24 protein-coding genes are annotated in these 24,888 nt (G+C 67.2%); 6 read left to right on the plus strand and 18 right to left on the minus strand.

Going from position 1 to position 24,888, the window contains the following annotated elements:
- Positions 1–476: 476 nt before the first annotated feature.
- Positions 477–1,136, plus strand: coding sequence for a deoxyribose-phosphate aldolase (deoC, locus tag BLW38_RS09210; RefSeq protein WP_092816959.1), 660 nt, complete (start codon positions 477–479; stop codon positions 1,134–1,136).
- Positions 1,137–1,257: 121 nt separating this feature from the next.
- On the opposite strand, the gene BLW38_RS09215 is transcribed toward deoC, so the two are convergent.
- From BLW38_RS09215 to BLW38_RS09225, 3 genes are all read right to left on the minus strand, one after another.
- On the minus strand, positions 1,258–3,555 hold the full coding sequence (locus BLW38_RS09215) for an amino acid permease (RefSeq protein WP_092816960.1): 2,298 nt from the start codon (positions 3,553–3,555) through the stop codon (positions 1,258–1,260).
- Between the two features lie 220 nt (positions 3,556–3,775).
- Positions 3,776–6,034 (minus strand): amino acid permease, encoded by a 2,259-nt coding sequence (locus BLW38_RS09220; RefSeq protein WP_092816961.1) that lies wholly within the window; start codon positions 6,032–6,034, stop codon positions 3,776–3,778.
- Positions 6,035–6,446: 412 nt separating this feature from the next.
- Positions 6,447–6,632, minus strand: coding sequence for a DUF5786 family protein (locus tag BLW38_RS09225; protein WP_092816962.1), 186 nt, complete (start codon positions 6,630–6,632; stop codon positions 6,447–6,449).
- Between the two features lie 126 nt (positions 6,633–6,758).
- Here BLW38_RS09225 and BLW38_RS09230 point away from each other — a divergent pair, with 126 nt between their 5' ends.
- A complete protein-coding gene (locus BLW38_RS09230; protein WP_092816963.1) occupies positions 6,759–8,009 on the plus strand; it encodes a tRNA (N(6)-L-threonylcarbamoyladenosine(37)-C(2))-methylthiotransferase in 1,251 nt (416 codons plus the stop codon).
- A gap of 62 nt (positions 8,010–8,071) precedes the next feature.
- On the opposite strand, the gene rbcL is transcribed toward BLW38_RS09230, so the two are convergent.
- From rbcL to BLW38_RS09275, 10 genes are all read right to left on the minus strand, one after another.
- Complete coding sequence (gene rbcL / locus BLW38_RS09235; RefSeq protein ID WP_092816964.1) at positions 8,072–9,364, minus strand: type III ribulose-bisphosphate carboxylase; 1,293 nt, start codon at positions 9,362–9,364, stop codon at positions 8,072–8,074.
- 111 nt (positions 9,365–9,475) lie between these two features.
- Entirely contained in the window at positions 9,476–9,955 is a 480-nt protein-coding gene (ndk, locus tag BLW38_RS09240; RefSeq protein ID WP_092816965.1) for a nucleoside-diphosphate kinase, read from the minus strand.
- On the minus strand, positions 9,952–10,146 hold the full coding sequence (locus tag BLW38_RS09245; protein ID WP_092817028.1) for a 50S ribosomal protein L24e: 195 nt from the start codon (positions 10,144–10,146) through the stop codon (positions 9,952–9,954). The genes ndk and BLW38_RS09245 overlap by 4 nt, the downstream gene beginning before the upstream one ends.
- Before the next feature lie 2 nt (positions 10,147–10,148).
- The gene (locus tag BLW38_RS09250) at positions 10,149–10,373 is read right to left on the minus strand and encodes a 30S ribosomal protein S28e (RefSeq protein ID WP_092816966.1); all 225 of its coding nucleotides are present in this window, start codon (positions 10,371–10,373) and stop codon (positions 10,149–10,151) included.
- Between the two features lie 6 nt (positions 10,374–10,379).
- Positions 10,380–10,742: a 50S ribosomal protein L7Ae gene (rpl7ae, locus tag BLW38_RS09255; protein ID WP_039400712.1), complete on the minus strand. Its 363-nt coding sequence runs from the start codon at positions 10,740–10,742 to the stop codon at positions 10,380–10,382.
- A 204-nt stretch (positions 10,743–10,946) separates the two neighbouring features.
- Positions 10,947–11,723 (minus strand): ABC transporter ATP-binding protein, encoded by a 777-nt coding sequence (locus tag BLW38_RS16505; protein WP_245710125.1) that lies wholly within the window; start codon positions 11,721–11,723, stop codon positions 10,947–10,949.
- Complete coding sequence (locus BLW38_RS16510) at positions 11,720–12,472, minus strand: ABC transporter ATP-binding protein (protein ID WP_245710127.1); 753 nt, start codon at positions 12,470–12,472, stop codon at positions 11,720–11,722. The genes BLW38_RS16505 and BLW38_RS16510 overlap by 4 nt, the downstream gene beginning before the upstream one ends.
- Positions 12,469–13,500 (minus strand): branched-chain amino acid ABC transporter permease, encoded by a 1,032-nt coding sequence (locus tag BLW38_RS09265; protein ID WP_092816967.1) that lies wholly within the window; start codon positions 13,498–13,500, stop codon positions 12,469–12,471. The genes BLW38_RS16510 and BLW38_RS09265 overlap by 4 nt, the downstream gene beginning before the upstream one ends.
- The gene (locus tag BLW38_RS09270; protein ID WP_092816968.1) at positions 13,497–14,390 is read right to left on the minus strand and encodes a branched-chain amino acid ABC transporter permease; all 894 of its coding nucleotides are present in this window, start codon (positions 14,388–14,390) and stop codon (positions 13,497–13,499) included. The genes BLW38_RS09265 and BLW38_RS09270 overlap by 4 nt, the downstream gene beginning before the upstream one ends.
- A 20-nt stretch (positions 14,391–14,410) precedes the next feature.
- Positions 14,411–15,685 (minus strand): amino acid ABC transporter substrate-binding protein, encoded by a 1,275-nt coding sequence (locus BLW38_RS09275; protein ID WP_092816969.1) that lies wholly within the window; start codon positions 15,683–15,685, stop codon positions 14,411–14,413.
- Between the two features lie 328 nt (positions 15,686–16,013).
- Here BLW38_RS09275 and BLW38_RS09280 point away from each other — a divergent pair, with 328 nt between their 5' ends.
- The gene (locus BLW38_RS09280; RefSeq protein ID WP_092816970.1) at positions 16,014–17,420 is read left to right on the plus strand and encodes a bifunctional metallophosphatase/5'-nucleotidase; all 1,407 of its coding nucleotides are present in this window, start codon (positions 16,014–16,016) and stop codon (positions 17,418–17,420) included.
- A 126-nt stretch (positions 17,421–17,546) separates the two neighbouring features.
- Positions 17,547–17,948, plus strand: a complete 402-nt coding sequence (locus BLW38_RS09285) for a universal stress protein (RefSeq protein WP_092816971.1) — start codon at positions 17,547–17,549, stop codon at positions 17,946–17,948.
- Between the two features lie 44 nt (positions 17,949–17,992).
- On the opposite strand, the gene BLW38_RS09290 is transcribed toward BLW38_RS09285, so the two are convergent.
- Positions 17,993–18,565 carry a cysteine hydrolase family protein gene (locus tag BLW38_RS09290; RefSeq protein WP_092817029.1) on the minus strand — a complete coding sequence of 191 codons (573 nt, stop codon included), beginning with the start codon at positions 18,563–18,565 and terminating at the stop codon, positions 17,993–17,995.
- A gap of 148 nt (positions 18,566–18,713) precedes the next feature.
- Here BLW38_RS09290 and BLW38_RS09295 point away from each other — a divergent pair, with 148 nt between their 5' ends.
- Both BLW38_RS09295 and BLW38_RS09300 read left to right on the plus strand, forming a co-directional pair.
- Positions 18,714–20,585 carry an Hvo_1808 family surface protein gene (locus tag BLW38_RS09295; RefSeq protein ID WP_092816972.1) on the plus strand — a complete coding sequence of 624 codons (1,872 nt, stop codon included), beginning with the start codon at positions 18,714–18,716 and terminating at the stop codon, positions 20,583–20,585.
- A 78-nt stretch (positions 20,586–20,663) separates the two neighbouring features.
- On the plus strand, positions 20,664–21,824 hold the full coding sequence (locus BLW38_RS09300; RefSeq protein WP_092816973.1) for a nicotinate phosphoribosyltransferase: 1,161 nt from the start codon (positions 20,664–20,666) through the stop codon (positions 21,822–21,824).
- A gap of 21 nt (positions 21,825–21,845) precedes the next feature.
- Here the strand turns inward: BLW38_RS09300 and BLW38_RS09305 are convergent, their stop codons facing one another.
- From BLW38_RS09305 to BLW38_RS09320, 4 genes are all read right to left on the minus strand, one after another.
- On the minus strand, positions 21,846–22,457 hold the full coding sequence (locus BLW38_RS09305) for a TIGR00296 family protein (protein WP_092816974.1): 612 nt from the start codon (positions 22,455–22,457) through the stop codon (positions 21,846–21,848).
- An 89-nt stretch (positions 22,458–22,546) separates the two neighbouring features.
- Complete coding sequence (locus BLW38_RS09310) at positions 22,547–23,086, minus strand: DUF5812 family protein (protein WP_245710129.1); 540 nt, start codon at positions 23,084–23,086, stop codon at positions 22,547–22,549.
- A gap of 42 nt (positions 23,087–23,128) precedes the next feature.
- A complete protein-coding gene (locus tag BLW38_RS09315) occupies positions 23,129–23,635 on the minus strand; it encodes a hypothetical protein (RefSeq protein WP_092816975.1) in 507 nt (168 codons plus the stop codon).
- Between the two features lie 89 nt (positions 23,636–23,724).
- Positions 23,725–24,849, minus strand: a complete 1,125-nt coding sequence (locus tag BLW38_RS09320; protein ID WP_092816976.1) for an anthranilate phosphoribosyltransferase — start codon at positions 24,847–24,849, stop codon at positions 23,725–23,727.
- Between the last annotated feature and the right edge of the window lie 39 nt (positions 24,850–24,888).

The following is a 24,888-nucleotide window of genomic DNA, read 5'->3' on the forward strand; positions in this document are numbered from 1 at the left end:
AGGACGTTCGATCGAGTCGTCCCCTCCCGCTTCGTCGTGTCGATCCGGGCACAGGATCAGCTCCCGCCATACTGAGCGACGTAGCGCCGATGCGGGTCGAACGACCACATACACGTTATAAATAAATACGGTGACTACCGCGTTCGAACCGGTGACTGCCGATCACCACTGCAGAGACGCGACCCGCGAGATCGAGGATCGGTGGTTCCGACCGATGTAGTCGAACGTCACACAGATATTTAGAATACATACATATAATTTAAAATACATTTAGGATACGAAGCGGAGAGAGGTACCGTGACGGAACCGCGGCTCACGATCGATATCGACCCACCCACGGCCGGGCCACCATCGGACGCCGATCAACCCACCCACGGCCGGGCCACCATCGGACGCCGATCAACCCACTTACGACCGGGCCACCATCCGCGCCGATCGACCCACAGGTCTTTCCCCTCGTGCGGTGACCGGACGGTATGCACCGACGGGAACTCGCCCCGCTGATCGACCACACCGTGCTCGGACCGACGACGACCTGGGACGACGTCCGGATCGTCCTCGAGGCCGCGGTCGAGCACGGGATGAACGCGTGCGTGCCGCCGTGTTACCTCGAGGAGGCGACCGCGTTCCTCGACGCGGAGCCGGCCGAGGCGTCGACGGAGACGCTGCTCGTGACCGTGATCGACTTTCCCCACGGACAGGGCTCGACCGCCGCCAGGCGGGAGGCGGCCGTCGCCGCCTGGAACGACGGCGCCGACGAGTTGGACGTCGTGATCTCCATCGGTCGGCTGAAAGCCGGCGCGGACGACGCCGTTGCGGCCGATCTGGCGGAGGTGGTCGCCGCGGTCCCGATCCCGGTGAAGGTCATCGTCGAGACGGCCCTGCTGACCGACGCGGAGACGCGGCGCGCCTGCGAGGCCGCGGTCGCCGCCGACGCCGATATGGTCAAGACCTCGACCGGATTCGCCGACGGCGGGGCGACGACCGACGACGTCGAACTGATGAGCGAACATCTCCCGGTGAAGGCGTCCGGCGGGATCGGCAGCTACGAGGCGGCGATGGCGATGATCGAGGCGGGCGCGGAACGGATCGGTGCGTCCTCCGGCGTGGCGATCCTCGAGGGCGCGCCGGAGTGACGAACGGTCCGGGGTCGTGAGCGGTCCCGAGTGACGGGCGGTCTCGAGTACGATCGACGACGAGGACCGATCCGATCAACCGTCGGCTCGGTCTCCGGGCCGGTTCGGTCCTCGCGTCGGATCAGTCTTCGGATCGATCGTCGTCGGACGTTCGCGACCGAGCGCCCGATCCGAACAGCCGGGACCGGATGCCGCGGTCGTGTTTCTTCTCGGCGAGCAACACCGAACAGTCGACGTCATAGAGGACGTCGAGCACGAGCGAGCCGCGCACGAGCCGCGAGAGCAGCCCCTTCTCGGTGGCGCCGATCACGAGCATCGTCGCGTCGGCGGCGGCCTCGGCGATCCGGGTCTGGACGTCGCCGGATTCGATCCGAAGGGTTGCGTCCGCGAGGTCGTTCTCACTCGCCCAGTCCTCGAGGAACCGCCGGCCTGCGGCCGGATCGTCGGCGACGTGTAACAGCGTGACCTCGGAGCCGTACTCCGCGCGCAGCATTCGGGCGACGGCCGCCGACAGCTCCGAGTCGGGGCCGCCGGCGGTCGGGACGAGGATCCGCGAGGGGTCGTAGCCGCGGTCCTTGAACACGAGGATGTCGCTGGGCAGCGAGTGGGCGATCTCGTCGATCGCGGACTCGGCGCGGCCGGGCGAACCGTGGACGTCCTCGCCCCACCCCATCACCGTGAGGTCGGCGCCGTAGGTCCGGGCGGCGTCGAAGACCTCCTCGAACGTTCGGTGCGAGAGGATCACGTGCGTCTCGACGTCGACGCCGAAGGTCTCGGCGTCCTCCTTGGCGCGCTCGAGGAGGTCATAGGCCGCATCGTGAGCCCCGCGTTCGCGGGCCGCCTCGAGGGAGGTCTGGTCGGGAACGTTGGCGATGTTGACGGCGACGACGGTTCCGTCCCGCTGCTTGGCGACGGCGGCCGCAAGCGAGATGAGGTGGCCCTCGGTCGCGGGGTTCGCGAGGGGAACCATCACGCGGTAGTCGGCAGCCTCGGGCTGGACGGACGTGGCCGCGGAGACGGCCGCATCGGGCATCTCCTCGGCGCGATCGAGGACCCACGTCCCGAGCACGCCGGAGCTCTCCACCCGGCTCCGGGCGTAGCCGAAGTACCAGAGGGTCGCGAACGCGACCAGTCCGGCCGAGAGCACGATGACCCGCGGTTCGATGTAGGCGATGAGCGCGAAGGAGGTGATCGCTCCGACGATCGGGACGATCGGATACAGCGGCACCGTGAAGTCGGGATCGTAGCCATCGGGCTCGGCCTCACGCATCACGATCAACGCGATGTTCAACAGCCCGTAGACGATGAGGTGAAGCACCGATCCCGCCGTCGCGAGGGTTTCGAGGTTCCCGAACACGAGGAAGACGATGATGAGCGCGCCCGTCACCGCGATCGATTTATATGGCGTCCCGAATCGACCGTGGATCTCGTTGAGTTTCGGGGTGACGATCTTCTCCCGACCCATCGCGAAGTTGATCCGGGACGAGGAGAGGATCGAGGCGTTCGCCGAGGAGGCCGTCGCGAGCAGGCCGCCGAACAGCAACGCGCCCCAGCCGAGAATCCCGATGCTGTACCCCAGTATCGAGTACTGGCCGAACAGCAGCTGTGCGGCCTCGACGACCGCGGTATCGTTGTTCGCCACCATCTCGGTCGGCACCGCCGCAAGCAGGACGACCAAGAACAGCGCGTAGATGGTGGTGACGATCACGACGGAGCCGATGACCGCGATCGGGAGGTTCCGTCCCGGGTTCTTGATCTCCTCGGCGACGGAGGTGATCTGGACGAACCCGAGGTAGGAGACGAAGATGATGGCCGTGACCGGCAACACTTCCCCGGCAGCGCCCGGCGGGGCGATCGGGCGCAGCGATGAGAGCTCGGCGTTCAGCATGCCGACGATCGTGAACAACCCGAGGATCGCAAGCAGGGTAAGCACGATGATGTTCTGCAGGCCACCGGTCTCCTTGGCGCCGACGTAGTTGACCCCAACGAACAGGACGGCCCCGATCAGGCCGATCGTCTGGGCCGCGGACAACGATACCGGGCCGAGCGCGAGCGCCGGTGCGCCCACGAGCGCGTTGACGTACTCGCCGAAGCCGTACATGTAGAACGAGGACGCGAACGCGAGCCCGAGCCAGTTCGCCCACCCGCTTATCGACCCGAACAGGGGCCCGAGTGCACGGTTGATGTAGAAATACGCCCCGCCGGACTTCGGCATCGCGGTCCCAAGCTCGGAGGCGGACAACGCCGTGAACAGGGCGACGACGCCGCCGATCACGAACGTGGCGGCCGACAGCGGTCCGGCCCGCGCCACGGCGGTCCCCGGAAGGACGAAGATGCCGGCGCCGATCATCGTCCCGATCCCGATCGTCAGTGCCGCCAACAGCCCGAGGTCCTTCGCGAGTTCCTCGTCGCCGCTCACGCGTCAAGCACCCCGAATCCACCCGATCGAGTATGGATCGACCGTTCACGCATCGATCGCGGAAGCGCTCCCGACCGGGTAGCCGGTCGATCGACCGGTCGCGGCCGGTCACGATCGCGACTCGAACGCCGACGTGTAGACGGGAACATACCGGGCTTTTGGAGGCGATACGCTTAGTTCGTTCCGTCTTCGATCGGGAGATCCGGGATCGAGAGCAGGGTCACCGCCACCTGAAGAGCCGATCGAGGAGGCTCCTCGTTCGAGAGCGTTCCGCGAGCAGAACCGAACAGTCGACGGCGTCGACGACGGACGCCACCACGCTGCCACCGAGCAGCCGGGGGAACAGGCCGCGTTCGGTCGCCCCGATCGCCACCAGCGTCGCGTCGGCCGCCGCCCCGGTGATTGCCGCTTCCACGTCGCCGGTCTCGATCCGGAGCGTGGCGTCCGCAAGATCGTGTTCGGCGGCCCAGTCCGTGAGGAACTCCCGACCGGCCTCCTGCTCCCCCTCCTCGGTGACGTGGAGGAGTGTCACTTCGCTGCCGTATTGGTCTCGGAGCAGCCGGGCGATCCCGGCGCCGAGTACCGAGTCCGGACCGCCGGCAGTCGGAACCAGGACACGGGATGGATCGAAGCCACGGTCCCGGTAGACGAGGAAATCACAGGGGATGTCTCCGACCACTTCGGCGATACGTCCTTCGATCCGGCCGGCAACACCGTGGGAGTCGGGCCCCCATCCCATCACCACGAGGTCGACGTCGTGGGTCCGTGCCGCGTCGAATATCTCCTCGAACCCGCGATGGGAGACGATGGTGTGTGTCTTGACCGGAACGCCGAACGTCTCGGCGTCGCGGCGGGCGTCGTCGAGGACGTCGTGGTAATCGGCTTCGTGTTCCTCAAGGTGGTCAACGGCGTACTCGAGCGAGGTCTGGTCGGGAACCGTCACGATGTGCACCGCGTGGACCTCGCCGCCGTGCTGTTTCGCGACGGCGCTGGCCAGGGTGACGAGCGGCCCCTCGTGTTGCGGGTTCGCAAGGGGAACCATTACCCGATAGTCGCCGCCGTCGGGCTGGATCCCGTCCGCCGCCGAGACCACGCCGTCGGGGAGAGACCCGGATCGCGACCGGATGTACGTCCCGAGGATCCCCTCCTTGTCGGCCCGTGAGCGGGCGTACGCGAAGTACCAGACGACCCCGAACCCGACGAATCCCGCCGCAAGCGCGATCTCCGTGGGCTTCATAAAGGCGATCAGTCCGAAGGAAGTCACGGCACCGAGTATCGGGACCGCGGGATACAGCGGCACCGTAAAGTCGGGGTCGTATTCGGGGGCGTCAGCCTCGCGCATCACGATGAGCGCGAGGTTCAATAGGCCGTACACGATCAGGTGGAGGACGCTCCCCGCCTTTGCGAGCGTCTCGACGTTGCCGACCGCGATGAACAGGAGGATGAACACTCCGGTAACCGCGATCGACCGGTACGGGGTGGCGAACCGGGTGTGCGTCTCGTTGAGCCAGCCGGTGATGAGCCGGTCCCGTCCCATTGCGAAGTTGATCCGCGAGGACGCGAGGATGGACGCGTTTGCCGAGGAGGCGGTCGCGAGCAGTCCGGCGAACAAGATCAGTCCGCCGCCGATAGCTGCCAGCCCGAGCACGTCCCCGAAGGCGACCCGCGCCACGTCGATGACGGGAGTCGACGACTCGGCGAGGGTCGCCCAGTCGATGACGCCCATCAACACGACCATAATTATCGCGTACATCACGGTCACGATGAGGACCGATCCGACGATCGCCAGCGGGAGGTTTCGACCCGGGTTCTTGATCTCCTCGGCGACCGTCGTGATCTTGGCAAAGCCGAGGAACGAGACGAACACGAGCGCGGTCCCGGGCAGCAACGCCCCGTACCCCTGGGGTGCGATCGGTCGAAGCGTCGAGAGGTCGGCGGTGAGTGCGCCGAGAACGGAGAAGAGCGTCAGGATGAGGACCAACAGGATCACGATCACGTTCTGGAGTCGCCCGGTCTCCTTGGCGCCGACGTAGTTCACACCGACGAACGCGCTGCCCGCGATAAGCCCGGCGACCTGTATCCGGGTGATCACGAGTACTCCGATGTCGATTGAGGGAAGCGAGACCAGCTCGACGAGAAAGCTTCCGAACCCAAGCATATAGAACGCGGAGGCGAACGCAAGCCCCATCCAGTTGCCCATTCCGGCGATCGAGCCGAAGAGGGGCCCGAGTGCGTGGTTGACGTAGTAGTAGCTCCCGCCCGCCTTCGGCATCGCCGTGCCGAGCTCGGAGGCGGACAACGCTGTGAACAACGAGATGATCCCGCCGACCACGAAGGAAGCGGCAACGAGCGGTCCCGCGACCCCCGCTGCCTCGCCCGGCAGGACGAAGATCCCGGCACCGATCATCGTTCCCACGCCGATCGTCAGCGCCGCGAGAGGGCCGAGGTCCTTCGCAAGTTCCTCGTCAGCCGTACTCATCGTTCCATCGATCCGGCCATCGGTTCATCGTGTTCTGTGTGATCGCTCATTCCAGACAGTTAGTGTCTATCGAGGGTCGGGCTCTCCAAACGAGGGGGCCGATGTTTCCAAGCGGGTTCGGACCGACGTGGCCGGGCAGTGACGGAGGGAGGCACGTCGGGGCACCATCCAGCTGCGGGTGAACCGAGCGCCGAGTCGTCGAACCGTCGAGTCGTGGCACGGGCGGTGAATGATTGCTCATAAGCGCCGTCCCACGGTATTTTCGGGTGCGAGTCAGCTACTGCCCGTTCTCGTCACACCCAATGGCCGCCAACTAATTAAACGTTCAAGACTCGCAGGCGGACCACGTCCATATCGATCGTCAGAAACCGATCGTTGACCGATCGAACACCACTATCGGTACGGGAACGACTCACTCGTCCTCGTCGTCCTTCATCTCCGAGAGCCGCCCCACCAGGTCGTCGGTCGAGGCGTCGCTCTCGAAGGACATCGATCCGTCGTGGTCGTTCTCGTGGACGTTGACCGCCTCGGAGTCGTCGTCCTCGTCGTCCCGGTTCGCGTTCTCCTGTTCGGATTCATCGTAGCTGCCAAAGCCCATACCGATACTTTGCGGGCTCCCTGAAAACACCCCCGTCCCGGGACCGCAGTGAGGATCGGTACCGCACGTCGACGCCCCGCGGATCCGCCGTGCTTTTGGCCGCAGGCACGCTACCGTGTGTAACCGATGGCGACGTATCACATCGAGACGTACGGCTGCACGTCGAACCGGGGTGAGAGCCGCGAGATCGAGCGGGCGCTGCGCGACGGCGGCCACCGCCCCGTCGCGGGGCCCGATGAGGCCGACGTCGCCATCCTCAACACCTGTACCGTCGTCGAGAAAACGGAGCGAAACATGCTCCGCCGCGCCGAGGAGCTCGCCGAGGAGACCGCCGACCTGATCGTCACGGGCTGTATGGCGCTGGCGCAGGGCGAGCAGTTCCGCGAGGCCGGCATCGACGCCGAGGTGCTCCACTGGGACGACGTCCCGACCCACGTGCGCAACGGGGAGTGTCCGACCCCGGCGTCCGACACGGAGCCGATCCTCGACGGCGTCGTCGGGATCCTCCCGATCGCGCGCGGCTGTATGAGCAACTGCTCGTACTGCATCACCAAGTTCGCGACCGGTCGCGTCGACTCGCCGCCGATCGAGGAGAACGTCGAGAAGGCGCGCGCGCTCGTCCACGCCGGCGCCACGGAGATCCGGGTCACCGGCCAGGACACCGGCGTCTACGGCTGGGACGACGGCGATCGGAAGCTCCCCGAGCTGCTCGACCGGATCTGCGACATCGACGGCGAGTTCCGGGTCCGGCTGGGGATGGCGAACCCCGGCGGCATCCACGGCATCCACGAGGAGCTGGCGGACGTCTTCGCGCGCAACGAGAAGCTCTACGACTTCATCCACGTGCCGGTGCAATCGGGCAGCGACGAGGTGCTTGAGTCGATGCGCCGACAACACCGCGTCGACAAGTTCCGCGAGATCGTCGAGACGTTCGACGACCGGCTCGACCACTGGACGCTCTCGACGGACTTCATCGTCGGGTACCCGACCGAGACGAGCGCCGACCACGAGCTGTCGATGGACCTCCTCCGGGAGGTCCGCCCCGAGAAGATCAACGTCACGCGCTTCTCGAAGCGGCCCGGTACCGACGCCGCCGAGATGAAGGGACTCGGCGGCACCGTCAAGAAGGAGCGCTCGAAGGCAATGTCCGAGCTGAAGATGGACGTCGTCGGCGAGGCCTACGAGACGATGGTCGGGACGACGCGCGAGGTGCTCGTCGTCGAGGAGGGCACCGGCGACTCGGTGAAGTGTCGCGACTCCGCCTACCGGCAGGTGATCGTGCAGAACGCGACCGATCACGGGCTCGAACCGGGCGACTTCACGACCGTCGAGGTCACCGGCCACAACACCGTCTACGCGTTCGGCGAGCCGGTATAACACCGACGCGTTTGGCGATCCCGTGTAACCACGGCGATGTCCCCCGAGCGACGCGAGGTCCGCTACCGGGGTGTCTCCGTCCCCCACTTCTCGATCGCCGTGGCGAGCGCGGGCTCCCGCTCGGCGGCGGCCGCGATGTCCTCGCCGGCCGCGGCCGCGTCGACGGCGGCCCGAAGCGCCTTCGCGCCCTCGTGGGTCCCGTCCGGGTGGCCGTGGATCCCGCCGCCGGCCTGGATGCACAGTTGCGTGCCGAGCCGGTCGACGAGCTCCGGGACGAGCCCCGGATGGAGCCCGCCGGAGGCCGTGGGCAGCACGTCCGACAGACCGTACAGCTCGGAGCCGAGCCACTCGTTGATGCCGACGGTGTCCTCGTTGGCGAGCTTCCCGAGGTCAGCCGTTCCGGTGTGGATCTGGTCGACGCCGCACAGACGGGCGATCTGGGCGATGACGCGCATCGAGACGCCGTGGTCGGGCAGGCGGTCGAAGCCGGCGTGCATCGCCCGGTGGGCGTGGATCGCGAGCCCGTGACGGTCACAGCGCTCGCGGACCTGCTGGACCGATGCCCAGCCGCAGGTGACGACGTCGACCATCACGTACTCGCCGCCCGCCTCGGCGACGGCGTCAACGCGGTCGAGCATCTCCCCGCCGGGTGCGGTGACGTTGACCAGGTAGGACTTCCGCTCGTCGGTCTCCTCCTCGGCGCGGTCGCGCGCGTCGAGGCTCTCGGTGAGCCGGTCGTGGAACGGGTTGAACGCCTGGTCGGTGAGATTCTCGTCGTCCTTCAGCAGGTCGATCCCGCCGGTCCAGGCCTGGTAGCCGACCTCGACGTGCTGGTCGGTCGAGAGGCCGACCTTCGGCTTCGGGACCGTGGCCGTGATCGGCCGGTCGCCGGCGTCGAAGATCCGGTCGCGTACGGCGGAGCCAAAGGCGGGCCCGGGAAACGACGTCGCCAGTGGCTCGGGCCACACACAATCACGCAGCCGGATCCGATCGACCGCCTTCATCCCGAGGATGTTGCCGGCGATACACGACAGCACCTGCGGCATACTGCCCGGTTCGAACAGTGCCATCGGGTAGGCGACGCCGACGCCGTAGCCCTCACGCCGGTCAGTGCCGGGCGTGTCGCCGCCCACGGCCGCCGGCTCGATGTCGAAGGCGATCGCCGAGAGGTCGGTGACCGACCCCTCGACCTGCAGCGCCGCCCATGTGCCGTTGGAGGACTCGGAGGCGACCCGCGAGGCGGCGGCCTCGGCGTCCATGTCCGCCGCCGGCTCGACGTAGAACCGGCAGACGAGGTCGTCGTCCGTCGGCTCGTAGGAGCGATCCAGGAAGTCCTCGTAGGTGATTCCAACCATGGCTCGACCTTCACCCGGAAACGGCATAAAGCCTCAGGGCGGTGCCGTGGCTGGCGTCTTCGAGACCGTTTCGGAAACCGGAAGCGCGTGGCGTCACGCGACGCCGCGTCGTTACTCCTCGACGTCCTCGTAGACCCACGTCGTGCCCGAGCGGGTCCAGTCGACGAGCTCCTCGTCGTCGAAGAAGAGGTCGATCTCGCGCACATTGGCGCCCTCGTCCTCGTGATCGGAGGCGTGGATGACGTTGTGGCCGAGATCGAGGCCGAAGTCGCCGCGGATCGTTCCGGGGGCGGACTCGGCGGGGTCGGTCTCGCCGACCATCGCGCGGACCTGGCGGGTGGCGTCGGCGCCCTCCCAGACCATCGCGAAGACCGGATCGGAGGTGATGAACTCGACGAGGCCGTCGAAGAACGGCTTGTCGGCGTGTTCGCCGTAGTGTTCGTGGGCGAGCTCCTCGTCGATCTGTATGAACTTCGCGCCGACGAGCTGGAGGCCGCGGTCCTCGAATCGGGAGACGATCTCCCCGATGAGCCCGCGGTTGACGCCGTCGGGCTTGACCATCACGAAGGTGCGCTCGTCGTGGTGGCTCATTCGTTCTCGCCCTTGTTGGCCTGCCCGGCCTCGGTCCACTCGAGGTCGCGGGATTCACGGCCCATGAAGTAGTTCTTTTCCGCCTTCGAGTCGACGAAGTGGAGGATCGTTCCGTCCGTCTTCACGAACATCGTGCCCGTGCCGGGCTCGATCTCCTCGCCGGTGTAGTCACAGGTTCGTGTCTCGACCATCGTCATTGCCCCCCGATGGAGTCGGCGTCACGCTGGGTCTCCCGCAGCTGGAGCACGTCGCCCACGCGGGTGGGGCCCAGGACGTTTCGCGTGATGATGCGGCCCTGATTCGATCCTTCCTGGATGCGGCATTTGACCTGCATAGCCTCGCCGTGCATCCCGGTTTTGCCGACGACTTCGATGACCTCCGCGGCCGTCGAGTCGCCGGTTCCCTCTTCTGCGCTCATAACCGCTTATCGGAGTTCCTCGACCTTTCCGGCGATGTCCTCGACGTCGTCGGACGCCTCGCCGGCGTCGACGATCGCGGCCGCCGCGGAGCCGACCTCGAGGCCGGCCGCGTGACCGACGTCGTCCTGGGTCTCGACGAAGACGACCGGGATGCCCTTCTCCTCGGCGAGTTCGGGGAGGTGCATCACGATCTCCTCCGGCGAGACGTCCTCGGCGACGAAGGCGAGCTTCGCGTTGCCGCGTTCGACGGACTTGGTCGTTTCGTTCGTGCCTTTCTTTACCGTACCGGTGTCTCGGGCGACCTCGAGCGCGTCGAGCGCGCGGTCAGCGAGGTCGGCTGGGGTGTCGTAGTCTACGTAAACTGCCATAGTTGGTCACCGTTCCCCTTCGTGGGCTCGCGTGGCCGCGCCGCGGTCGGTCCCTATCGGCGCGCCACATCATCAACCCCGAAGAGGCTGTGCCCCGTGATACTTCGGGATGGCATAAAAGGGCTTTCAAACCGCCCCGAGCGTGCGAGGCGGCTGCATAGCACGCGGCAGCGTGTCGTCGGACCGGGTCGCGACCCGCCGGCCTCAGAGCCCGAGGTACAGCTCCATCAGCTCGTCCTCCTCGGAGAGGTCCTCCGGCGGGCCGTGGAACTGTACCTCCCCCTCCGCGAGGATGTAGACGTAGTCGGCAAGCCGGAGGGCTGCCCGGACGTTCTGTTCGATCAGCACGACCTGGGCGCCCCGGTCGACGAGCCGTTCGATCAGGCCGAAGGCGTCGTCGACGAGCCGGGGTGCGAGGCCGGCCGAGGGCTCGTCGAGCAGGAACGTGTCGGCCCCGGTCATCATCGCCCGACCGAGGCTGACCATCATCTGTTGGCCGCCCGAGAGATCACGCGCCTTCTGGTCGAGCTTGTCCTCGAGTGCCGGGAACACCTCGAGCACCTCGGCCTTTCGATCGGCGATCGCGTCCGCATCGTCCACGGTGAACGCGCCGACGTCGAGGTTCTCCTCGACCGAGAGGCTGGCGAAGATGCCGCCGCCCTGCGGCAGCGTCGCGATGCCGTGAGTGACGATGTCCTCCGGCTTCTCCCCGGTGAGGTCGATGTCGCCGTAGGTGATCGTGCCGTCCCAGACCGGGACGATCCCGTTCAGCGTCTTCAGGAACGTCGACTTGCCGGATCCGTTCGGGCCGAAGATGCACGTCACGCCGTCGCGGCTCTCGAAGGAGATCCCGTGGAGCACCTGGTGTTGATCGTAGCCGGCTTCGACGCCGGTCGCCGAGAGCGTCGGGACGGCGTTCGCGTCCCGGGTCCGGCCGGATCCGCTGCCGGTCGCGTCGGCCCCGTCGGTCGCGTCGCTCATACCGGCACCTCGTCGTCCTCCGCGGTCGTTCCGCCGAGGTACGCCTCCCGGACGGCCTCGTCCTGGGAGACCTCCTCGAAGTCGCCCTGTGCGATGTGGCGCCCGGAATCGAAGACGGACACCGTGTCGGCGAGCGTCTTCATCACGTGCATGTCGTGTTCGATGACGACGAAGGTCGTCCCGTCGTCGTTCAGCTCGTGGATGTGGTCCATGATCCGTGACTCGAGTGCCGGGTTGACGCCGGCTGCGGGCTCATCGAGCATCACGACGTCGGGATCGAGCATCAGCACGCGGCCGAGCTCGAGCAGCTTCTGCTGGCCGCCGGACATCCCACGGGCCTCGTTGTCCGCGATGTGGTCGATCTCGAGGAACTCGAGGATCTCCCCGACCCGGTCGCGCTTCTCCTCGCGGGAGCGGCCGTCGTCGGTCTGGACCGCGAGCATGTTCTGCCGGACGGTCATGTTCTTGAACGGGGAGACGATCTGGAACGTCCGCCCGAGCCCGCGCCGCGCGAGCCGGTGGGGCTCCCAGCCGGTAACCTCCTCGCCGTCGAAGTGGACGGTTCCGCCGTCCGGCTCGTAAAAGCCGGTGACGGTGTTGAAGAAGGTCGTCTTTCCGGACCCGTTCGGGCCGATGATACCGCGGATCTCGCCGCGCTCGACCGCCAGCGAGATCTCGTCGTTGGCAGTTAGCGCGCCGAAACGCTTCGTCAGGTCGGTCGTCTTGAGGATGGTATCGCGGTCGGTCATAGTAGATCGAACTTCTCCCCGAGCTCCTTGAGGTTCTTTCGCACATCGTCGCGACCGACTTCGCCGCGGAGGATCCCGATGATCCCGCTGGGCGCGAACAGTACGGTGACCATAATGAGCACGCCGATGAGCGGCAGGTAGAACGTGCTCGATCCGAGGAACACCGACGAGAGGCGTTGGAGTAGGAACACCAACAGCCCGCCGAATATCGGCCCGGTCAGCGTTCCGAGCCCGCCGAGCAGCGCCATGATCACCATCCGGTCGGTGATGATCGGGGCCAGGACGTCGTTCGGGTGGATGAAGACGATGTACCACGCATACACCGATCCGAAGGTCGCCGCGACGACACAGGAGAGGACGTACACCTGTCGCTTGACGCGGGTCGTATCGATTCCGAGCGACTCGGCGGCGTCCTGGTCGTCACGCAGCGCCTTCACCCGGTAGCCGAACTCGTGACGCTCGAAGAGGTAGTACGTGAGAAGCATCGTGGCCGTACACAGGACGAGCATCACGTAGTAGAAGAACGTCTCCGAGATCGCGAACGGAACCGCGATCCCGATGAACGTATCCGGCGATCGTGGCAGGCTTAACCCGAACGTCCCACCGGTGATCTCGAGGATCAGTGCGGCCTGTTTAAGTGATTCGGCCAGCGCCCACGTGGCGATCGCAAAGTACGCGCCCGTGAGACGGAGCGTCGGCACCGCCACCAGGTACGCCAGAACGGCGGCCACCACGATCGCGAGGGCGAATCCGACGACGAATGGATACCCGAACTGCACCATCGCGATCCCGGCCGCGAAGCCGCCGATGCCGAAGTAGGCGCCGTGGCCGAAGTCCAGATAGCCGGCGTACCCGCCGATCATATTCCACGACTGGGCCAGTCCGATCCACATCAGCGCGCCGAGGCCGATCCGCGCCCAGAACGATCCGAACAGGAACGGCCAGGCGAGCAACAGCACGGCGATCGCGGCGAACCAGTATCGCTGGTCGCCGGGGAGCCGTCCGATGACGGGAGCGGACGCGCTCATGTGGCCCACTCCCCCTTCCCGAGAATGCCCGCCGGCGAGACAAGCAACACGACGTAGATGATCGCGAACAGAACGAGCAGCACCGCGTTCCCGCTGATGTACACCGCCGTGAACGACTGGGTGAGCCCGAGCACGACCCCCGCGATGATGACTCCCGGGAGGTAGCCCATCCCGGCGAGCACGACCATGAAGAACGCGAACGCCGTGTACTGCAGGCCCATTCCCGGGCTTGCGTTGAACGTCATCCCGATGAAGACGCCGGCGCTCCCGGTCAACGCCGCGTAGGCGCCGTAGGCGATCGACTGGTAGCGGTTGATGTTGATCCCCATCAGCCTGGCGTTCGTCCGGTCCTCGGCGATCGCACGGATGGCCATCCCGCCGCGCGTTCGGTACAGGTAGTACATGAACACGACCAGGCCGCTCACGCCGAAGACGGCGGTCACCGTCCGAACGACGGGAAACGTTCCGAGCCCCGGCACGGCGATGCCGCCGGTCAACAGGGACGAGGGGACGTCCTGGCTGTTCGGCCCGAAGATCGTGAGCACGCCCCCGCGGAGGAACGTCGCGAGCCCGAACGTGAACACGAGCCCCATCAACAGCGGATGTGGCCTATCGCCGGTGGTCACGTGGTGGATCAGCGGCTGGATGAGCGCGCCGACCGCGAAGAAGACGACGAGCACGATCGGGATCACGAAGACCCCCTCGGCGCCGAACAGGGGTGCAAGCACCGCGCCCATAAACGCGCCGACCATCACGTACTCGCCGACCGCGAAGTCGACGACCTCGAGCACGCCGAACGCCAGCGAGAAGCCGACGCCGATCGTGACGTAGATCCCCCCGAGCAGGAGGCCGTTGATCACGATCTGCGTGAAGAGTCCAATATCGACCATTTAAAATAATGGCGAGGAAGTTACCGCTCGTCCCAGGCGGGGACGGGGTAGTTGGCCTCGCCGGTCGCGGCGTCCTCGGGACCGACGATCGTCGGCGATCCGTCCTCGCCGAGCTGGATGAGGAGGGTCTGCGTGTTGATGTTGTTGTGGTGGTACTCGCCGCCGACCTCGAAGGTGACGTCGCCATAGAACGTGTTGACCTCGATCTCCTCGAGGATGCCAATGAGCTCGTCCTTGTCGTCCTGGGAGAGCGGCGGGGCCGCGTTGAGCTCCGTGAGCGCCTCCTGGTAGACGATCCCGGCCGCCGTCGAGCCGGCCTGCGTGTAGTCGGGTGCGGAGCCGTACGCGGCCTCGGCCGCGTCGGCGTACGCCTGCGGGGAGTCGAACAGCACGCCGCCGGACCGGTCGACGCTCGGGATCCAGACGGTCGCACCGAAGGTGTAGGGTGCCTGGGCGCCGGATCCGTCCTTGTAGGATCCCGTGTTGACGCCGTAATGCATCAGGAACCCGTTCGGGGTGTACCCGAGCTGCTCGGACGCGCTGACGAGGTCGACGTGGCTCCCGATGTGGCCGCCGTGGAGGTGCAGGTCCGGGTCCGCGTTCTGTGCCGCGCTCACGACGTTCGTGTAGTCGGTGTCGCGTGGGAACAGCTCGTAGTTCTCGACGGTGACACCGGCGTCCTCGGCGGCGGTCCGCATCGAGACGGCGGTCGCCTCCGAGAACGGCTCGTTCACGCCCGTGACGTAGACCGACTCGGGCTGGGGTTCGAGGTTCAACAGCGCGGACGTCGCCTCGTTGCCGATGATGCTGACGGTCGGGATGGTCCCGAAGCTGTACTCGTATCCCTCCTGCCAGATCTGCGGCGATTCGGCGCTGCCGGTGATGTGCGGCATCGAGTTCTGCTCGGCGATCGGGCAGACGGAGAGGGTCACGTTGCTCGAATACGGCCCGAGCAGCGCGTCGGCGCCGTCGTTGATCATCTGTGAGGCCGCGTCGGCGCCGGCCGAGGGGTTCGACTGCGCGTCAGCGTACTCGACCTCGACCTCGTAGGTGTCGCCGCCGATCTCGATCCCGCCCTGCTCGCGGTTGATCGTGTCCGCCCACATGTCGTAGCCGCGCTGGGTGACTCCGCCGCCGAACCGAAGGTCGCCGGACAGCGACGTGACCGCGCCGAGCAGGAAGGTATCCCGTTCGGGGCCGCCTCCGAGTCCGGCACAGCCCGCGAGCCCCACGGTGGTTGCCGCAGCCCCGACGCTTTTGAGGAAGGTTCGACGATCGTCGTGTTTCCGTGGCATAGGTACACTTTCGCATATGGTCCATAGTATATAAACGTTTATGCTGTGAACGACTTTTGTATCGGAATCATCGGAAAACATCAAACCGCGTTTCAATATTCGGGTGACGATGGAACAGTATCCACGGATCGGGCTGGCGGCCGATGAGTGCCGTGGTATTCATTCTCCCTCGTCCGTGGGTTTCCTCATCTTCGTCCGCGGTTCCTTCATCCCGATTTCCGGTTCCGATCCACTGGCGATTCACGTCGATAAACCGGTTATCTCGTGTCGATCGCGGCACCCCGCGTCGATCCCTTTTATTCGGTCCCCCACATACGATCGGTATCCGATGCCGCGCCTTCTCCACCATTCCGACGTCGAGAACGTCTTCGATACGCCCGCGCGGGCGGCCGCGCTTGCCGGCCGACTCCGGAGTCTCGACGGACCGGATGCCGCCGTCGTCGGGACCGGCGACACCGTCGCGCCGGGCGTGTGCTCGCTGGTCGCCCGCGGTCGCCAGGCGATCGACTTTTACGCGGCCGCCGGGACGTGCCTCGAGACCTTCGGAAACCACGAGTTCGATTACGGGCCCGACGTGCTTCGGGAGATCGTCGCCGACGCCGGCCCGACGTTCGTCTCCGCGAACGTCCGCGATGAGGACGGAGATCCCTTCGGCCACGCCGAGGGCGTCGTTCCATACACGGTTCGAACGATCGACGGCGAGCGCGTCGGGTTCGTCGGCGTCACCGACCCGGCCACGGACTCGTTGAACCCCCACGCCACGGACCTCACCTTCGATGATCCAGTCACCGCCGTCCGAACCGCCGTCGCGGAGATGGATGACCAGGAAGCCCCTGACCACGTCGTCGTCCTCTCACACCTCGGCGGACGGGACGAGAAGCTCGCCCGATCGACGCCCGTCGACGCGATCCTCGGCGGCCACGTCCACGACCGCCAGGTCGACGTCGTCGACGGCACGCTGCTCGTTCGGCCGGGGGTCAACGGGCGGGCCGTCGCGGAGGTCGAGTTTTCCGGGTCCGGATCGGGATCGGGACCGCCGACGGCACGGCTCCACGAGCGCGACGGCGCCGACCCGGTCTCGGAGCTCCGGACGGCCCTGACCGACCGGCTGGAGCGGGCGAACCTCTCGGACGTGGTCGCGACCGTTACCGAGCCCATCCACCGCGACGATGCGGTGGTTCACGGCGGCGAATGTCGGGTCGGGAACTTCGTCGCCGACGCCTTCCGGTGGGCCGTCGATGCCGACGTCGGGCTCTCGAACGCGGGCGGGATCCGGTCCGGCGACCCGATCGTCGGGTCGGTGACGAAGGCGGTGTGTATCGGTCTCGTCCCGTTCGAGGAGCCGGTCGTTCGTGCCGCGGTCACCGGCGCGGAACTGCGGTCGATCCTCCGGGAGATGGCTGCGCCGGACGTCGATTTCGGCGCGGACGACTGGTGGCACGGTCACGTGTCGAACGCCCGGATCGTCTGGGACGCGGACGCCGAACGGCTTCGCGAGGCGACCGTCGGCGGCGAACCGATCGATCGCGACGCGGCGTACACGATCGCGACCTCGGAGTACCTGCTGCACTCCGACCACGAGTTTCCGACCCTCGAGGAGCGTCACCGGGTCGACGAGGGGGGCATCCAGTACGAGGAGCTGTACCGCTATGCCGCCGAACACGGGATCGATCCCGCGGTCGAGGGACGGATACGGATCGTTTCGGAGGCGGATCCGGCCCGACCGAACTCGTGACGCCGAACCGGTCCCGAGGTCCGCGAGTGCCACCGAAACCGGTCCCGAGGTCCGCGAGTGCCACCGAAACCGGCACCACGGTTGGGGAACGGCAGGGTCTTGTAACGGGCGGGCGAGGTGTCGGATATGACCCTCGTCGTGGTCCCCGTTCGGTACCCGCTGACGAGCAACTCCGCGGCCACGCTCCGGGAGGCGACCCGGATCGCCGAGGACCGCGAGGCGGCCCTGACGGTGCTTCACGTCGATCTCTATCAGGACAGCCACAACGTCACGCGCGTCGACCTGAAGCGGGCCGTCGAGCGGGAGTTCGGAACGCTCGACCGGGCTCGGTACGTGGTTCGCAAGGGATTCCTCGTCGAGGAGTCGATCCTCGAGGAGGTCGCCGCCGAGGGGGCCGACGTCGTCGTGATCGGGTCCCGACAGGCGAGCCGATGGCGCCGAACCCTCCGGAAAGTGTTCTCCGATCCGGACATCGACGAGTTCCTGCGCGAGAAGCTCGACTGCGAGGTCGTCACCGTCGACACCTAACGGGCGATCCCGTGTCACCTGACTGGGACGATCCGCGACCGACGTCACTCGAACGCGACGTCCGACAGCGTCGTCGTCTCCCCGAACAGCCAGTCGGCGTGATCGACGGCGTACTCGCGATGGTCCGCCTCGATGTAGCCCAATGCGTCCTCGACGACGACGGGCTTGAAGTCGCGGAGCCCCGCGCTTCCGGCGGTGTGGAGGACGCAGACGTTCGCCAGCGTCCCACAGATCACCAGATCGCGGATGCCGCGCGCGGACAGCCATCCCTCGAGGTCGGTCCGGTGGAACGCGTCGTAGGTGTGCTTCTCGACGACGTGGTCGTCCGCCCGGACCGATAGATCGTCGACGATCTCGGCCTCCCAGGACCCCTCCGTGACGTGTTCGCCCCACCGGTCGAACTCGTCGTAGTAGTGAGCGTCCTCGAACTGCTCGGGCGGATGGACGTCACGCGTGAACACGATCCGGGACCCCGCTTCGCGCCCACGTTCGACGAGGCGTGCGACCGGATCGATCGCCTCCCCGCTGGGCGGCGCATACAGGCTGCCGTCGGGGTGACAGAAGCCGTTCTGCATATCGACGACCACGACCGCGGTCTCGCTCGGATCGAAGCGCATATCGATCGGTTGATCGAAGAACACAAAAACCGTTCCCCGTCGCTCGACCACGATCCGTCCGCTCGTCGATACATCGCTCGGCTCGTCGGTTCGATACACGACTCGTCGGTTCGGTAAGGTACTTACGCCCCTGTGCCTATGACCCGGTATGCGACGGGTTCTCAGCCTCTTCGTCGCCGTGCTGTGTCTTACCGCACTCGTGGGTCCGGTCGCAGCGTCCGCCACGCCCGTCGCGTCGGCCGGATCGGTCGAGGAGATGGATCAGCCCGCGACGGCGGTCGCCGCTTCCGACCCCGCAACGGCCGCCGCTTCCGGCCCCGCAACGGCCGCCGCTTCCGACCCCGCAACGGCCGCCGCTTCCGGCCCCGCGACGGTCAGCGCCGACCAACCGGCACCCGCACGTCCGGCAGGACCGCCACAGGTCGACGGCACATGTACTGCGGCCACCAACGAGACGATCGGGTACTGGAACGGCGTCTGTCACGACGCCGACCTCGACGTCGATCCCTCTGACGGGCTCTCGGAGGCGGAGCTCACCAGGCTCGTCCATCGCGGGATGGCACGCGTCGAGTACGTCCGGAACCGGAGTTTCAATCGCTCGGTCCCCGTCGAGACGATGACGCGCGAGGAGTACGCGTCGACGTTCACGAGCGCCGATTCCGGATCCGACACCGGCGACGAGAACGCGTCCACGGACGGGAACGCGAGCGCGGACGGGAACGCGTCCGCGGCCGGGAACGCCAGCACGTTCAACCGCTGGAACGACCAGGTCTGGAAGGCCCTGTTCATCGTCGGCGAGGACGGTTCCTCCGAGCAGGCGATCCAGGGAACGCTCTCGGGGTCGGTCGCGGGGTTCTACTCGCCCGCCGAGGACCGGATCGTGATCGTGGTTCCCGAAGGGGAGACGATCCGGATCAACGAGGCCACGCTGGTCCACGAGCTGACCCACGCGATGCAGGACCAGTATCACGACCTCTCGGACCCACGATACGCCGGACGGACCCAGGACGCCGACCTCGCCGTCAACGGGATCGTCGAGGGAGAGGCATCCTACGTGGAGAACCGCTACCGCGAGCGGTGTGAGACCGACGAGTGGCAGTGTCTGCCGACTCCGAACGACGACGGCGGGGGCGGCGGGGGTGGGCCCGAGAACTGGGGCGTCTACCTGACGGTGTTCCAGCCGTACTCGGACGGTCCGGCGTACGTCGCTGACATCATCGACGAGGAGGGCTGGAGCGGCGTCACGGAGCGAATGGAGAACCCGCCGACCACGACCGCGGAGACGATCCACCGCGAGCCACGCCGCCCCGCGAACATCACGTTCACCGACACCGGACGGAACGGCTGGCGGACCTATCCCCATCAGGGCGTGAACGGCTCCGACACCGTCGGTGAGGCGTCGATGTTCACGATGTTCTGGTACCAGAGCCGCGAGTACGGCGCGGACACGTTCGACTGGCGATCGGTGTTGTTCGAGACTTCACACCCCGAGTCCGTCTACAACTACAACCATCCGTCCACCGCCGGGTGGGCCGGTGATCGGCTGTTCCCCTACCGGAATGACGAGGGGACGGCCGAGCGTGACGGCTACGTCTGGGTCACCGAGTGGCGGTCGTCGACCGACGCCAGGCAGTTCCAGACGACCTACCGGCGAATGCTCGGGGCCCACGACCCGGTCCGTCGCGAGGACGGTACGCGGTACGTCGCCGACGGCGGGTTCAGCGGCGCCTACGCGATCGAGCGGAACGACACGCGGGTGACGATCGTCCACGCACCCACTCCCCAGGACGTCTTCGACATTCGGCCCGACATCGATCCGGTCCAGCCGCCGGCCGACCCTGAAACGGACGCCGGCGGAATCCCACCCTCGATCCCGGACGATCCGATGACCGGCGACACGACGCCGACCGAGACCGACCCGACGGCGGAGCGGACGCCCGGATTCGGTATCGGGGCCGCCATCGCCGCCCTGACAACGGTCGTTCTCGCGACGCTTCTACTGGGTCGGCGACGAACCTGAACGACCGACCCTCGCCGCCGTGGATCGGCGGGTGACGGCGACGGATGGCTTTTTCCCGGCGCGGTCGAACGGTCCCGTATGAGCGAGTTCGACATCGTCGGCGCCGACGCGATCCGGGAGGGTCGGGCGACGGACGCGTATTTCGACCGGACCGAGCAGGTACTGGCGGCCGCCGGCCGGAACCCGCGGGTGGTCGCCGAGGTGACCGCGGACCAGTTTCCGGACGGCGACTTCGAGCTGTTCGCCGGGCTGGAGAACGCGGTCGAACTCCTCTCGGGGCTCGACGTCGACGTCGACGCGATCCCCGAAGGCCGGCTGTTCGACGGCGGCCCCGTGATGCGGATCGAGGGACGCTATCTCGAGTTCGGCCGCTTCGAGACGTCGCTTTTGGGGTTCCTGTCGCACGCGTCGGGGATCGCGACCGCGGCGCTCGACTGTCGGGTCGCCGCGCCGGAGTCGGCGGTGCTCTCCTTCGGTGCCCGACACGTCCATCCGGCGATGACCGCGACGGTCGAGCGGTCGGCGCTCGTGGCCGGATTCGACGGCTTCTCCCACGTCGCCGCCGGCGACGTGATCGGCCGGGAGGCCTCGGGGACGATGCCGCACGCGCTCGTCATCTGTTTCGGGAACGGAAACCAGGAGATCGCCTGGCGGGCCTTCGCCGACGAGGTCGACGACGACGTGCCGCGGATCGCGCTCTGTGACACCTACTCCGACGAGAAGGCCGAGGTCATCCGGGCTGCCCGGGAGCTCGGCGACGACCTCGACGGGGTCCGCCTCGACACGACGGGGTCACGGCGCGGCGACTTCCGACACATCGTCCGCGAGATCCAGTGGGAACTCGACGCACGCGGCCACGAGGACGTCGACGTGTACGTTTCCGGCGGGCTCGATCCTGCCGATCTCCGCCGACTTCGCGACGTCGCGGACGGGTTCGGCGTCGGCGGATACGTCTCGAACGCCGACCCGGTCGACTTCGCGCTCGACATCGTGAGCGTCGGGGGCGAGCCCGCCGCGAAACGCGGCAAGCTCTCGGGGCGCAAGCAGGTCTACCGGACGGCCGACGGTGGCCACCACGTCGGCCGTGCCGACCGAGAGGGTCCCGCCGACGGCGAGCCGCTGTTGGAGCCGCTGCTCCGGGACGGCGAACTCGTCAACGACCGGTCGTTCGACCTCGATGTGGCCGCCGATCGGGCACTGGCCGACGCCGATCGAGTCGGGTACGGGTCCGAGGAGTAGTCCGTCGAGTCAGGTCGCCGATCACTCGGTCGAGAACGCCTCGACCGCGCCGCCGTCCTCGCGCTCGCGGAAGACCTGTCCCTCGATGAGCGTCACCATCGTGTCATCCTCCTGCCAGGCGTTCGGGGGCAGCTGGGCCTTTCGGCAGGCACGCGAGAGGAACTCGGCTGCCGACCAGTCGTTCTCGACGGGCAACATCGGGTACATCCAGCCGTGGCTCCCGTCGGCGTCGATCGCGACGCCGTGGACCCCGAGCTCGATATCCGCGATCGGATCGTCCGTGAGCGTCGTCTGGGAGACGATACACACCGAGATCTGCAACGAGTCGAGCTCTTTGGGGCCGACCTCCGAGCCGCAGGAATCGTCGGAGGCCGCGGTGATCGCCGCGTCGACGATCGCGTGGCCGAGCTGGTCGCCCTCGCTGTAGGTTCCTGCACACCCGCGGAGCCGGCCGCGTCCGCGTGTCGACTGCAGGCGGACGAACGCGCCGGTGCGGTTGTAGAAGGCGTCGCGCATACTGCCCGGCTGTTCACGTTGGCCGTGTCGTACGAACGATTCGACCGATTCACGCGCTAGTTCGACCGCTCGCGCGCCGTCCTCGTAGGAAAGCCGAACGGCCTGGGCCTCGGACATATCCGATCACAAGCGGGCTGGCGACTTGAACGTGTTCCTTCCGAGTGGACGATGATGAAGGATCCGATCACGACGACGCGTGGCGTCCATCACGGGAGGTAGCGAACGCTCACGAGGCCGGGCTCCGAGCGGATCTCGACCCGGTTTACGCCCAGCCTGGCGGCTCGGGAAAGCGTTGCCTCCCGGTCCTCGGCGACGTCGGAGACGGCCTCCTCGGTGGCGTCCTCGGGTACCGTGAGTACGTGGAGTTCGCCGTCGCCTGCCCGGGGCTCCCGCGTGAGCTCGCCGACGGGCTGGTCGGCGGCGATCGACCGTTCCTGGGTCGTCGGTGGTTCCTCACTCGTCTGGATCGGGACCGTTCGACGCCGGTCGACGGCGACGACCTGGTAGGTCACCTCAAGCGGCGGGTCGGGGGCGATCGTGGCCTCGAGCACGTCCTCGGTCTCGACGCCGGGGTTCGAGCTCACGGTATGCACCTGCCCGTCGTGGACGTCCTTGAGCACCGCCGAGTCCGTGTCGGCGTGGGTCACGAGGAACGTTCCGGCCTTGCCGTCGGCGGGGACGTCGTCGGTCGCCGTGCCGTCAGCGTCCCCGCCGGCGGGCGTCGTCGGGGGCTCCTTGTCGGTCATACGGCCCGGTAGACGGTCAACCCTTTTCGGCGTTTCGAGCCGTCACCCGCGGAGGCGTCGATGGGCGAGGATCATCACGGCGGCGGCGACGAACGGCGGGAGGAGACCGAACAGCGGGTGTGCGGCGTACAACAGCGCCAACACCGCCGAGTCGGTCGACGTCTGGAAATCCGGCGGCGCGGAGATCACGAGCGCGAGGTACAGGGACGCGAGGAACGCGTATCCACACGCCGCAAGCGCCTGGTCGTACTGTCGGTGAACGGCGGTCCCGAGCCGGTGGCGCCGCGCCACGAGCAACACGGGAGCAACGAGGGGCCCGACCGCGAGGAACCCGACGAGCACGAACAGCGATCGGGAGAACGAGACGAGGCCGCCACGAACCAGGTCGGCGGTCCGAGCCAACTCGACGATCAGCCCCATCCCGACCACGAGGGCGATGAACAGTGCGGCCAGCGAGCCGACGAGCCAGTACACGCGGAAGAACCACGAGTCGCTGGCGCGAACCGCGTACGGAAACGCGCCGAGCGCCCCGCGATACGCCTCGGTCATCGCCCGGACTTCGAGTCCTCGAGCGATAAATCCCGCGACCTCAGTCCGAGGCGCGGATCGACCAGCAACCCGCCACCGGGCCGCGACCGTCAGAACGCCTGCAGTTCCTCGAGAACCGCGGCGGCGGAGCCGTCGTCGATCGCCGCGCGTGCCGCCGTCAGCCCGTCCGCGAGCGTCTCGACGTCGTCGCGGGCGTAGATCCGGAACGCGGCGTTGAGCGCGATCGCGTCCGCGAAGCGGTCGGTTCGGTCGCCCTCGAGGACGGCCTCGGTGAGCGCCGCCGAGTCCGCCGCGACCTCGTCGACCGCCAGGTCGTCCGTCTCGAAGTCCATCCCGTACTCGGCGGTCTCGATCTCATAATCCGTAAACGTCGGGCCGGCGTCGGCATCGTCGGCGTCGCCGGTCGCGTCGGCGTCGAGGTCCTCGTCGGCAGCAGCGGCGTTCCACTCGGCGACCTTCGTGTAGCCGGGACGGATGTCGTCGTAGCCCTCCATCCCCTGGAACATGATCACCCGATCGAGGTCGTGGAACCGACTCGTCGCGAACGTGTCACAGATCTTCTTCGCGAACGCGAGGTGGTAGAAGGATCCCAGGTGAACGTCCGCGTCCGCGGGATTCGCGAGCGTCTCGATCGTGTTCACGAACGTGCGGACGCCCATCCGCTCGCGCCGGTCGTGAAGGTCGTCGATCGCGGGGTTGAACGCCGGCTCGTAATAGAACCCGAATCCGGTCTCGTCAACCATCGCTGCGGAGTCGCGGGGCGTGAGCTCGGTCGCGACGCCGAGTTCGTCGAGGACGTGCTTGTAGGCGTCCTGCTTTTGGGTCGGCACACGGTCGCCGGAGTGAGCGACGACGGGGGTGCCGGCGGCGGCAGCGACGATCCCCGCCGCGGCGCCGAGGATCGCGGTGTCGCCCTTCCCATCGTAGTTGGCGCCGCAGTCGACCGGATCGGCGTCCGGTTCGGCGTAGTCGACGCGCTCGCACATCACGTCGGTGAACGCCGCAAGCTCCTCGGGCGTGTTCTTCTTCCACCGGTTCGCGAGCCAGAACGCACCAAGCGTCGTCGGGTCGGGTTCGTCCGCGAGGATGCGCTCGAACGCCTCCGTCGCCTGCTCGCGCGTCAGGTCTTCGGCCGATTTCGGGCCTGAGCCGCAGACCTCGGTCATCAGCCGTTCGAGGGGCCACTCGCCGAACTCAAGGGTCGCGTTCGCCATACGCCGAGTTCGATCGCCGTGCGCAAAAGCGTCCCGCTC

It is taken from the genome of Halopenitus malekzadehii, from assembly GCF_900108505.1.
GTDB lineage: Archaea > Halobacteriota > Halobacteria > Halobacteriales > Haloferacaceae > Halopenitus > Halopenitus malekzadehii.